The organism is Hymenobacter fodinae (genome assembly GCF_004745825.1).
In the GTDB taxonomy this organism is placed as follows: domain Bacteria; phylum Bacteroidota; class Bacteroidia; order Cytophagales; family Hymenobacteraceae; genus Hymenobacter; species Hymenobacter fodinae.
Map to the genome: position 1 here is coordinate 63,033 of NZ_SRLA01000005.1, position 12,140 is coordinate 75,172.

Annotated in this window: 9 protein-coding genes; 4 read left to right on the forward strand and 5 right to left on the reverse strand. The window is 55.6% G+C overall.

What is annotated here, in order from left to right; translation table 11 throughout:
• Nucleotides 1–122 precede the first annotated feature (122 nt).
• On the reverse strand, nucleotides 123–932 hold the full coding sequence (locus EU556_RS20515; protein ID WP_135436024.1) for a M48 family metalloprotease: 810 nt from the start codon (nucleotides 930–932) through the stop codon (nucleotides 123–125).
• Nucleotides 933–1,307: 375 nt separating this feature from the next.
• Between EU556_RS20515 and EU556_RS20520 the strand changes: the two genes are divergently transcribed.
• Nucleotides 1,308–2,441, forward strand: a complete 1,134-nt coding sequence (locus tag EU556_RS20520; RefSeq protein ID WP_135436025.1) for a DNA topoisomerase IB — start codon at nucleotides 1,308–1,310, stop codon at nucleotides 2,439–2,441.
• A 102-nt stretch (nucleotides 2,442–2,543) separates the two neighbouring features.
• Here the strand turns inward: EU556_RS20520 and EU556_RS20525 are convergent, their stop codons facing one another.
• Nucleotides 2,544–4,139, reverse strand: a complete 1,596-nt coding sequence (locus EU556_RS20525; protein ID WP_135436026.1) for a hypothetical protein — start codon at nucleotides 4,137–4,139, stop codon at nucleotides 2,544–2,546.
• Between the two features lie 145 nt (nucleotides 4,140–4,284).
• On the opposite strand from EU556_RS20525, the gene EU556_RS20530 reads away from it, so the two are divergent.
• Nucleotides 4,285–5,880 carry a hypothetical protein gene (locus EU556_RS20530; protein WP_135436027.1) on the forward strand — a complete coding sequence of 532 codons (1,596 nt, stop codon included), beginning with the start codon at nucleotides 4,285–4,287 and terminating at the stop codon, nucleotides 5,878–5,880.
• Nucleotides 5,881–5,993: 113 nt separating this feature from the next.
• The gene (locus EU556_RS20535; protein WP_135436028.1) at nucleotides 5,994–6,434 is read left to right on the forward strand and encodes a hypothetical protein; all 441 of its coding nucleotides are present in this window, start codon (nucleotides 5,994–5,996) and stop codon (nucleotides 6,432–6,434) included.
• A gap of 10 nt (nucleotides 6,435–6,444) precedes the next feature.
• On the opposite strand, the gene EU556_RS20540 is transcribed toward EU556_RS20535, so the two are convergent.
• From EU556_RS20540 to EU556_RS20550, 3 genes are all read right to left on the reverse strand, one after another.
• Nucleotides 6,445–7,935, reverse strand: coding sequence for an exonuclease domain-containing protein (locus tag EU556_RS20540; RefSeq protein WP_135436029.1), 1,491 nt, complete (start codon nucleotides 7,933–7,935; stop codon nucleotides 6,445–6,447).
• Nucleotides 7,936–8,105: 170 nt separating this feature from the next.
• A complete protein-coding gene (locus tag EU556_RS20545; RefSeq protein WP_135436030.1) occupies nucleotides 8,106–8,576 on the reverse strand; it encodes a ferritin-like domain-containing protein in 471 nt (156 codons plus the stop codon).
• 207 nt (nucleotides 8,577–8,783) lie between these two features.
• Nucleotides 8,784–9,968 carry an AI-2E family transporter gene (locus EU556_RS20550; RefSeq protein WP_135436031.1) on the reverse strand — a complete coding sequence of 395 codons (1,185 nt, stop codon included), beginning with the start codon at nucleotides 9,966–9,968 and terminating at the stop codon, nucleotides 8,784–8,786.
• A gap of 194 nt (nucleotides 9,969–10,162) precedes the next feature.
• Here EU556_RS20550 and EU556_RS20555 point away from each other — a divergent pair, with 194 nt between their 5' ends.
• Entirely contained in the window at nucleotides 10,163–12,079 is a 1,917-nt protein-coding gene (locus tag EU556_RS20555; RefSeq protein ID WP_135436032.1) for a DNA topoisomerase IV subunit B, read from the forward strand.
• Nucleotides 12,080–12,140 lie beyond the last annotated feature (61 nt).

Here is a 12,140-nt window from a genome sequence, read left to right on the forward strand (position 1 = left end):
AGTAGGTCGCCGATAGAAGCCTACGTGAATAGGTAGGCTCGACGTTACGTACTACGGCAGTAGGCAAATAAAAAACGGCCTCCTGTGTGCCAGGAAGCCGTTTTAACAACAAAGTGAGTGGCCTAGAGCAAGCTCTTCAGCTCATTAAACGTCGAACTGCTGGAAGTGCGGGACCGGCATCCCAGTTGGTCGGCTTTGGTTTGAATGTCCTGAATGCGGGAGCCGGGGTTGGGGTGGGTGCTCAAAAACTCGGGCGTAGCGCTCTGGCCCTGCGCTTCAGCTTTGATAAAGAAGCCAGCCGCCCCGTCGCAAGCGTAGTAGTTGGTGCCGTTGAGATACACCACCGAGTATTCATCTGCTTCGCGCTCAAAGTCGCGGCTGAATTTGAGCTGGCCTAGGCCAGTAGCAATTTGGGCCAGCTGCCCGGGGTTTTCGCCCAACAGCACGCTCAGCAGCAAGCTTATGCCGTATTGCTGCTGCAGCTGCCGCGAGGTATGGCGGCGGTCGGCGTGGGCAATTTCGTGGCCCAGCACGCCAGCTAGCTGCTCCTCATTATCGAGAAACTTAATCAGGCCCGAGTACACGTAAATGTGGCCCCCGGGCGTGGCGAAGGCGTTCTGCGTTTGGTCATCCTTGATGATCTGCACATCCCACGGAAACTCGTTGCGGTACTGGAGCTGGCCCGAGTTGAGCACGCGCGTTACAATCTGGTTAAGGAGGGTGTAGGCGCGAGCATTGCTGCTTTTCTCCAGCAGCTGGCCTTTGGCGCGGTAAGTAGAATCGGTTTCTTGAGCAACCTTCTGGCCAAGTGCTTTATCGTCCTCCACGGAGAAAAGCACTACGCCGTCTCCATCCTTCGAGCAGGACGCCATGGTACCAAGGGAAAGAGCGAGGCCAAAAAACAGCCAGGGTTTAAGCAAATAACGACGCATGAGCAACGGAACGAGTAAGTGAAAAAGGAGCGGATAGGGGAGGCATACGACAAAAAACAGTGCCAAAATACCGGCGCTTCCCTACGAGGTGCTGGCTCAGAAGTTGCTGTTTCACGATTTCTAGGCCTATGTGCCGGAATATCAGCCCAAAAATTTTGCTGTTGACGGCTGTGCAGCTTGTTGCCTCTGGCCGAAGCAGGAACGAAGAAATGTGCTGGCTACGTATGCTGCTAGGCCACTCCGAAGAGCAAGTTTACCGGTTCAGCTTACCCCAGGTGGCTTAGCCGCTTCCGGCAAGCATCACTTCCTAGGTTTCTGCGTACAGCAAGTGCCCCTAGGCCACTTCCGGCCCTGGGCGTTTGCTCTTTCCCCCGTATGACCGTTTCTGCTGCCCGCCCCAAAACTCGTAAAAAGCGCCTCGACCCATTGGAGGAAGCGCATTTGCTGTATAAAGACCCCGCCCGTCAGGCTGAACTGGCCGGGCTCCGCTATTTAACCGATGCCAAACCGGGCCTGACGCGCCAAGCCAGCCCCGATGGCACGTTTCAGTATCTCACCGCGAAAGGAGAGCCGATTTCAGATGACAAGACGCTGGCCCGCATTCAGGGGTTTGTGATTCCGCCGGCCTGGACGGACGTCTGGATTTCGCCCTCGCCCAACTCTCACCTGCAGGTAACCGGCCGCGACGCTAAAGGGCGCAAGCAGTACCTGTACCACACGGCCTGGGACCAGGCCCGAAGCCTCACCAAGTTCAGCCGGTTGCGCGCTTTCGGCGAAAAGCTGGCCGAGCTGCGGGAGCGAATTCATAAAGACCTGGGCCGCCCACAGCTGGATAAGCAAAAGGTAATTGCCTTAGTGCTCACGCTTATGGACCAATCATTCATTCGAGTGGGCAACAAGGAGTACGCCAAGAAAAACAAAACCTACGGCCTCACCACGCTGCGCGATAAGCACGTGCAGGTAAGTGGCGCCGATGTCCGTTTTGCTTTCGTGGGCAAAAAGGGCGTCGCGCACGACCTGACCATTCATGACCGGAAACTGGCCCGCCTGGTGCAGAAGTGCAAGGAGATTCCTGGCCAGCACCTGTTTCAGTACTACCTGCCCGATGGACACCGCGCCGAACTGGAATCGGGCGACGTGAACGAGTACCTACAAGAAGTAACCGGACTAAAGTTATCGGCCAAGGACTTCCGGACCTGGGGTGGCACCGTGAAAATGGTGGAATGCCTGGAAAGCATCATTGATGAAGAACCTGATTTTCCGAAGCCTAAAACCCTGAAGCGGGCTATAAAAGACGTAGCGCAAAACCTGGGCAATACCCCCACGGTCTGCTCTAAGTACTACATTCACCCGCAAGTGGTGGAGCTCTTCAATTCCGATAAGCTCATCAACTACCTACGGCGCCACGATGCCGACCCCAGCGAAAATGACCTGCTAACCCCCACCGAACACATGGTGCTGGAAATGCTGCAAGAGCTGGACGGCGACAAGCTAAGCTCAGTGAAGTAAGCCTTAGGTGCTGAAAAGGAAGGTGGCCTACCTGAATGCGTGACCTGGGAAAGTCGCATTCGGGTAGGCCACTCTGCTTACTGGCTAGGCAGAAGAAATTAACTACCGACCGGAACCGTCGCGGTCGAAGGCGTGGGAGGCTACGCCGTGGCTGCGGTGGTCTTTGGTTTCTTTGCCGCCCTCCAGCACATTATTGCGCTTGGTGTCATAGTAGCGGGTTTTCTTCCGTAGGCCACTTACCTGGGACGTGTCATGCACGGTATCCTCCTCGGGTCCGCCATAAATATCAATGAAGGGGGAGCGGGCCACCGAGCCCGAAACGGTAAACTCATCCTTGCCTCGCAGCCCATGAAGCACTACTCGGTGCGTTTCAGCGGGTTTGAACTGCCGACGGTACAGCAGCGAATCGGCCGCTGGCTTGCCCCCGCCCAAACGGTATACCGATACCACCGTGGCAGTATCGGAAAGGCGCTCTACTACAAACCGCTCGGCTTGGTCGGAGCCAGCCACCAGCACTTCCTTGGTTCGGAGGCGATAGTACTCTTCGGCGGCTTTAAGGAGTCCGTCGCGCCGGCTGCGGAGGGTTGCTTCCATACGCGCTCCTTCCAGGGCATACACTTCACGGGGTAGCCCCTGCAGCACGGCCCGATGGATTACGTCGTCGGTCAGGCGCTGCTGCAGGTCTTGGGCCGTGCGCACGTACCTCTGCCGAGACAGTTCACTCAGCGCCCGGCTATCTATGAATTGGGCATTGCGAGTGTAGCCCTCTATGCTTTCGTACTTGGGCTCAAACGACCGGAACTTCGGCACAATTCGGCTCGCCAGCCAAGTCAGCATTCCATCATTAAACCGGAAGAATACTTGGTCCCGGTCTTGGGGCACGGGGCGCCACAGGGTTTGGCCGTTTTCCTGAGAGAAGGCCGCCCAGCTCCACTGCCCCTCGTGCCGGTCCCAGTCGCCTAGCCACAGGTCCAGCAGGCGTGCCCGCAGAAACGCTGCCTCATCAATGTGGTGTTCTTGGCTGCGGTAACGCTCCTCCAGCATTTCGTCGCTTTCTTCCAGCTCCGAAGCGCCCCGCAAGGAAGGCAGCAGATTGGTTTTTCCCTCCAGCTTTTCTTCCAGAATAACCACCTTGCCCCTAAACCGCTCTGAGGCTTCTCCTAGGCCACTCTCATCGGTCCGGACGTAGAAAGTGCGCGGGGTGGCGTGCGGCACTCCCACGGCCTGGGCCAGTGGTGGCACTACGGTAGCTCCATAAGGCATGCCCGCCGAGGTGGCATCGCGCACGGCAGTAAGTATAAAGCCCTGACGAAGAACTTTGGGAAGGGTTTTGTAGGGGTCCTTGTCGATGGTACGCAGGGCGTAGGCGCGGCCGTTGTCGGTTAGTAGAGTGGCGCTGGTTGTCTGAAAGCCCCCACCCAATTTACTGAAACGTAGGCCACCCGGCACTACCTTCTGCGGGGCAAAAACCGGCAGCGTAACCGGCTGCGCCCAGGCGCGCCGATAGTGCGCGCCCAGCAGTAAGCGGCCTAACGGCCCCCGCCGGTAATGTCGGCCGGCCGTCACCTTTGCACTATCCGCCCCCGCCGGGAGGGGAGCCGGGTAGCTCACGCGGGCATCTGGCTGGAAATACGAGTCTCGGGCACAACCTGCTGTCAGCAGAAACAGCAGCATAACGGGGGGGAAATGTTTGGTCATTCAGCGGGAGTAGAGCACGTCTGTATCCTTCAACGCAAGTTTTCCTGAAAAGTAGGCGCCGAGCTCAACAACCGTACGGACTGCATTTGCGCTATAAAGGCGGCTTTACGTCGTATTACGTTTTCTTCTTCGCAACCTGCTCCTGGTGTCCTGCTCTACTTCACAAGCGTTTTTTGGCCTGCTGGGCGCGCTCCTGTTATACTCCTGCTCATCGCCGGCGGCCCCACCAGCAGTTCAGCCCGCGGTGCCTATCCGTCTCGACTCGACAGTGCAGGTAGCAGCGGGGCCCCAGTACAAGCGTGGAGCAGTGCACAGGTTCTTCTGGGGGCGCCATTACCGCAACGTGTGGGCCGAGCCCGTCACGGCTCCAGTATTCAACATGCAAACGGCCGTGCCCGGTGGCCTCACGCCGGTGCGGGAAGGCGGGAGCTTTCAAACCCGTAATCTGCGCCTGGTAGACCGCAATGGCGTACAATACGTGCTGCGCTCCGTAGACAAGGATGCTACTAAGGCATTACCCGAGCGCCTGCAGCGGGGACCCATTGCCAACCTGATGAAGGACCAGACCAGCGTTATTCATCCGTACGGCGCTTACATTGTACCGTCACTGGCGCAGGCGGCGGGCCTGTACCATACCAACCCCCGGCTGGTATTCGTGGCCGACGACCCGGGCCTGGGTGAGTTCCGCAAGGCCTTTGCCAACCAACTCTACCTGTTTGAGGAGCGCCCTGAGGGCGACCAGAGTACCGTGAGCAGTTTTGGGCGTTCCGCTAAAGTAGAAAGCTCCCGCAAGGTGTTTACCAATCTGCTCATGAGCTCCCGCTACCAAGTCGATGCCCGGCAGTATCTGCGCAACCGGCTATTTGATATGTGGCTCGGCGACTGGAGCCGGCGGGAGGACCAGTGGCGCTGGGCCAGCTTTGCGGGCAAAGATGGGGCTACCGTTTACCGGGCTATTCCGCGCGACCGAGACCATGCCTTCTTTAAGTTTGATGACGGACTGTTTACTCACATTATAGCCTGGGTGAAGTCGAACTACCAGAGCTTCCACGAGAAAATCCGTTTGCGCGACGTTGAGGGCCTGAACCGCGCCGCCCGGCCAATGGATAAATCGTTGCTGGCCTATCTAAGCCGAGAGGATTTTCAGCAGATAGCCGACTCATTGCGCAACTCGTTGCCCGACCCCGTAATTGCTAACGCTCTGCGCGTTTGGCCCCCGGAAGTGCAGGCATTGTCTGCCGACGAATTCACCCGCAAGCTCCGCTCGCGCCGCGACGAGCTGCCCGCCGTAGCGGGGAAGTTTTATGAGCTGCTGGCCGAGGAGGTGGAACTGCCGGGCACCGATGAAGCAGAGCGCTTTGTGGTGGAGCCCGCCGGCCCGGGGCAAGTGCGGGTGCAAGTGTTTCAATTGCTGCCCACGGGGGACAAGCTATTTGCCCAGCGCACCTTTTCGGCTCAGCAAACTAAAGCAATCCGGCTGTTTGGCTTAGGCGGCAACGATGCGTTTGAAATACGGAGCACTCCCGATGCCCGCATTGCCATTAGTATTTACGATGGGGCTGGGCAAGATTTGATTGAAGCTAGCAACGTGCCCGCTACGGCTAAAACGAACATCACCGTATATGACAGCGGAGACGGCAATACACTGACCTTAGCAAAGTCCATCAAGCTCGAAAAATATCAGCCCCGCGCCGATGAGTTTGACGCCGCCGGCTGGCTGCTTCGCCACCGTTTGTATTAGCGCTAGGCCAGTATAACTCGCTTGGTTAGATAAAAGGCAGTACGGTACCCGAAATGCTTGACTGAATCAATCGTGGCAACGATACCGTAAGTTTGTCGTCTAGTACTAAGATAATGCAAACGTTTACTGCGCCCGATTATATAACGCTTACCTATCGGTCAGACCTAAAATTTCTGGTGGCCCGGTGGCAGCGGCCCGTAACCAACACCGAAACACGGGAGGGGTACCACCTGATTTTACATGCGGCCCAGCAGTGCGACTGCCCATATTGGCTCCTGGATGGCCGACGGCGCACTCCCGCCGACCCCGAAACTACCGCCTGGGGACTCAATGAGTTTTTTCCTTCGCTACGTGATAAGCTCGGTAGTACCGTGTACATGAGTCAGCTGTTGTCGCCCTTCTACCAGCAGCTCACCCATACCATTGAGGCCTTCGAGAGGGCCGACACCGACCCAACCCGAACTTATCAGATGCGGCGCTTCAACGATGAAACCAACGCCGTGCAGTGGCTGCAGGAAGCTCAGCAGCGCGAAGGCACAACAACTGCAGGTTAACCCAGGTGGCCTAGCCAAATACCTTCACCTTGTCTTTGTGCTTAGTGCGCAGGTATTGCCGGATGATTTGCTGCACATCCTTGTTGTCATGGTAACGGGTTATGGCATCTTTGAAGTCAACAAAGCGCCGCGCCGAGAAGCTTTCATCCACGTAGCCAAAACCCAGATAACGGCCATTTTCTACCACTACTAGGCTTTTTTCCGTAGCATGCCGGCCCGCCCCAATTATCACGAAGGTGCCGTGCTCGTACGTAAACGATTCAATGGCTTCTTCTACTCGTTGGTTGTACTCTTCGGGTGGCTCTAGGCCTATGCAGGCGCCTTTGCAGCGGTGCACTTGGTAGTCGAAGCAGGAGCCGTTGGTCTTGTATAAGTCGCAGAGCTTCTGACACAGGTTGAACTTGGAAACCTTGTGGAATAAGAAGCCCTTGGCTTTAAACTGGTTGCCCAACGCAATGAGCGGGTGCGACTCGGCGTGGTCATCGGCGCGGCCGTAATACAGGCGCTTATAACCGTTTTCATCGGTGCGCAGAAAGATACCCGCCGGAAACACTGAGCGGCGCTGGGCCCGATTATACAGCGGTTTCATGCGCTTAATCTCATGCGACTCATACAACAGCGCTACTAACTCCGACCCCGTCAGTTCCCAGGTAATGTCGGCAATGGAGTTTTTAAATTCTATGCTCTTGCGCGACTTGTAATCAACGGCGAAGTGCTGCTGAATTCGCTTGTAGATGTTGATGCTTTTGCCAACGTAAATCACCTCGCCCTCCTGGTTGTAGAAGTAATACACGCCCGCTTCCTGAGGCAGGGAGGCTACCTTCTCGGGCGTGATATTAGGCGGGAGCAAAGCCGTCCGGATGGCTTCCTGCACCGCCTTAATTTTGCGGGTGGAAGGCTGCTTGGTCACTACCGCTTTGGCTTGGCGGCCCGACGGAGCCGTGGCATCTACAGCGGCTAACGTATCGGCGGGGCTCAGTCCTGGGGCGGTTAGCGCTTCTTCCTGCTGAGATATTTTTAGTAGGCGACCAAACAAGATAGCTGTGGCGGCTGCGTCGCCGGAAGCACGGTGCCGGTCATGCAGCGGAATGCCAATGTTTTGGCACAGCTTGCCCAGGCTATAGCTGGGCTGCCCCGGCATTAGGGAGCGGCTGAGCCGCACAGTGCACAGCGTTTTGCGCGAGTAGTTGTAGCCGAGGTCGGCAAACTCCTTCTTCAGAAAGCTGTAATCAAACCGCACGTTGTGGGCCACAAATACGCAGCCTTCTGTCATCTCCACTACTTTGCGGGCTACCTCATGAAACTTGGGCGCATCACGCACCATCTCGTCAGAAATGCCCGTGAGTTGGGTGATAAAGAAGGGGATAGGCCTACCAGGGTTGAGCAACGTGCTGTACTCATCCACCACCTTCTCACCGTCGTGAATGTAGATGGCAATTTCCGTGATGCGGTCTTGCGTAGGCTGCCCGCCGGTGGTTTCTAAGTCAATGATGGCGTACAAAAGCGGCTCGAAATCAGGTAAGAAACGTGCTAATTAAATTGGTAACAAAGATACGCTTTCCAAAGGTTGCATTTTGTGCGTAGGCCAGTAGCTGCGTATGGTGGCGTTTGGGTATAACAAAAAAGGCCCACCCAAGGGTGAGCCTTTTTGAAAAAACTAAGTAGGCAGGCCTAGCGGGTGCCTTTGTGCTGAGTTACCCAGTTCTTAGCCGACAGAATTTCGCTGTGCTGCTTCTGGATTACGTTGCGAGCCTCGGCGGGCAGTTCATTTGATTTCAGTGCCGTTTCGTACGACGACAGCGCCGTAGCATCACCAGTTTCGCACTCGCCCAGGATGGCCGAGTCGTCCTGGCCCGTAATGGCCGACTTAATATTGATCCAGCCACGGTGTACGGCGGCAGCGGCATCGGCTACTACGCCTTCAATCGTATTGTCGTTTTCTACCGAAATGCCGTACTGCTGCGCATGCTGCGAAAGCTCGGAGGCAAACTGGGCGCGCTGCTGGCTGAACTGGCTCAGCTGCGACTTCAGGTCGGGGCTAGATACGCCTTCAGCGGCTTCTTGGTAGCCCTTAGCGGCCGTTTTATTGATTTCTACGAGGTCGTTGTAAGCGCGGGCGGCTTCGCCGGAGATAGTTGCCATGATGAAGAGAGTTTCAGGGTTGTATATGTGTTAGTAGTAGTACCACCGTAAGCGGCTACCTGAGCTTTATACCCTAATGCCCAACGGTAGGTTACTCGCGTTGAGGTACAAAATTTGGGATATTCTTATTACGGCTTGTCTAAATGCAAAAGACCACTACCCTGGGCTAGAGCCAGAATAGTGGTCTTGTTAAGGGGCAGGAGTGGCCTAGGCTGCTTTCCCCAGAGCTCGGTTCCAGAGCTTTTTAAGGCCTCCTGGTTGTTTGGTTTCTGGTTTGGTTGAGTCGTCTCCCTCGGCTGTATCGCCGAGCAGGAAGCCCCAGGGCTCAGTAGTTTTATTGGCGTCGAGCACCACTTTGATTACGGCTATCATCGGAATACTCAGAATCATGCCGGGTGTGCCCCACAGCGCGTTACCTAAAATCAGGGCTAGAATGGCCGCCAACGGGTTGATGCTAACCTGAGAGCCTGTAATCATGGGGGTAATGAAGTTGCCTTCCAAAAACTGCACGAACACAAATACCCCGATAACCAGCGCGGCCTGCACTACTGAACCAGTTTCAACCAGCGTAATAATGGCCGGGATAGTGGCTCCAATCATAATCCCGATGTAAGGGATGACGGCCAGTACGGAGGCAAAAATGGCGAAGAAGATGGCAAACTTCACCCCCAATGCCACTAGGCCTATGCCGTTGAGCACGGCCACAATTACAATCACTTTAAACAGGCCCGAGATGTAGGCCTGCACCACCGTCTGAATGTTATCGACGGTATGGAGCACGAAGGTGCGCTTGTCGGGCGAAACAAACCTGAACATAAACTGCCGCAGATGGTCGCGGTACAGCAGCAAGCAGAAAATGTAAATAAGCACCTGCGCCAAGTTGCTTAGCACAGCGGTAGTAGTGTTTAGGGTGGTGCCCAAGTAAGTCGTCCCCGATTTTTTCAGCGCCTTTACGGTTGATTCTTTCACTTCATCAATGCTCATAGGCTCGTACCCAAACTTGTCGTGGGCCCAGGTTTGCGCATCGGTGAAGAACTGCATGAGTTTGTCTTGCAGCTTCGGAATCTCGGACTGGAACTGCGTAAGCTGCGACCCAAACCCTAGGATAATACCGGCCAGAAACAGCACAAGCATGAGCAAGCACAAAATAATGCTCAGCACCCGCGGGATGCCCCGAAGCTCAAACCACCGGCAAATGGGCAGCAGCAGCAGCGTGAACAAGGCAGAAAACAGCAGCGGCAGCAGAATATCATCGAGCTTGTTGAGGGTGTAGATCAGCAGCACTGACCCAACCATAAAGAAGGCAAACTGGATTATGGGCGTCTGCTTAACTACCGGGTTGGGCGTATGGCCGGCAGGGGGCAGGTGGTGTTGACTGGCAGGAGGAAACATTTTGCTAATATTATTGGAAATGAGAGGTGGTGAAAAAGAAGAAATTGCGGCTGTTGAGGCATTGATGCGGGAACAAACTGCTATTTATCTAGGTTGGAAGCCTAGTAATTGCTAACTTGGCTAGCGAAAGTAAGACGCGGAAAAGGTCAATTTTCTGTGTTATTTTACCCCAAATTCGAATTCCAGTTTTCCTGATGGCTGAAGAACAAGTACCCGCCGCAACCCCCGATCATGGCTACACCGAGGACAGCATTCGCTCGCTGGACTGGCGTGAGCACATTCGCCTGCGCCCAGGCATGTACATTGGCAAACTCGGGGACGGCTCCAGCTACGACGATGGCATTTATGTGCTGGTGAAAGAAGTCATCGACAACTCGATTGACGAGCACGTAATGGGCCACGGGCGCACCATTGACATCAAAATCTCGGACAGCCGGGTGCAAGTGCGCGACTATGGCCGGGGTATTCCGCTGGGTAAAGTGGTGGAAGTGGTCAGTAAGATCAATACGGGTGGTAAATACGACTCGAAAGTCTTTCAGAAGTCTGTAGGCTTAAACGGCGTCGGCACCAAGGCGGTTAACGCACTCAGCAATTACTTTTTGGTGCAGAGTGTGCGCGAGGGCCTGATGAAGTCGGCGGAGTTCTCCCAGGGCGTACTGACGAGTGACCCCAAGCCCCAGAAAACCAGCCAGCGCAACGGTACGCTGATGGTGTTTCAGCCCGACGACAGCATTTTCCGCAACTACCGCTTCATTCCGGAGTACCTGGAAAACCAGATCTGGAATTACGTGTACCTGAATGCCGGGCTCACCATCAATTTCAATGGGCAGAAGTACTACTCTGAGAATGGCCTACTGGATTTGCTGGCTCGCAAGGCCGATCCGGAAACCATCAAATACCCCATCATTCACCTGAAAGGGGCTGATATTGAGCTGGCTCTTACTCACGGCAACGACTACGGCGAGGAGTACTATTCCTTCGTGAATGGCCAGTACACTACCCAGGGCGGTACTCACCTGGCGGCCTTCCGCGAGGCTGTTGTGAAAACCGTGCGCGAGTTCTACAAGAAAGAATACGACGCTGCCGACGTACGGGCCTCCATTGTGGCGGCTATTTCGGTGCGAGTACAGGAGCCCGTGTTTGAGTCCCAGACCAAAACCAAGCTGGGCTCTATTAATATGGGCCCCGACGGCCCCACCGTGCGGGGTTTCGTGCTCGACTTTGTAAAGGAGCATCTCGACAACTACCTGCACAAGAACCCCACCGTTGCTGATGCCCTGCGTAAGCGAATTGAGCAAAGCGAGCGGGAGCGGAAGGATATGGCAGGCGTAAAGAAGCTGGCCAACCAGCGCGCCAAGAAAGCCAACCTGCACAACCGTAAGCTTCGCGACTGCCGCTTCCACCTTGGGGAAGGCAAGCAGGAAGCCGAGGCGCTGACTACGCTCTTTATCACGGAAGGTGACTCTGCTTCGGGCTCCATCACTAAGAGCCGCAACGTGGAGACGGAAGCCGTGTTTTCGCTGCGCGGTAAGCCTTTAAACTGCTTCGGGCTGAAGAAGAAGATTGTATACGAAAACGAAGAGCTCAACCTGCTCCAGCATGCCCTCAACATTGAGGAAGGCATTGAAGGCTTGCGCTACAACCGCGTAGTAATTGCCACCGACGCCGACGTGGATGGCATGCACATCCGGCTGTTGCTGCTAACTTTCTTCCTGCAGTTCTTCCCTGATCTGGTCCGTAATGGCCACGTTTACATCCTCGAAACGCCCCTGTTCCGAGTGCGCAACAAGAAAACGACCATCTACTGCTACAACGAGCAGGAGAAGCAAGCTGCCATGCGCAAGCTGGGCCGCAACCCCGAAGTAACGCGCTTCAAAGGCCTCGGGGAGATTTCTCCCGACGAGTTTGGTAAGTTTATCGGCGATAACATCAAGCTGGAGCCCGTGATTCTGCAGTCCGACCGCTCCATTCAGCAAGTGCTGAACTACTACATGGGCAAAAACACGCCAGCTCGTCAGGAATTTATCATCGAAAATCTTCGCTTAGAGAAGGATTTAGTGACTTCTGATGTTCTCCCCGTGGAGGAAGTGGCCGAGGAAGATCTGGCATAACGCCATACTGGCCTACCGTCGGTGAGGAGTGGCCTAGCAAACAGGCTAAAGCTCCCTCACC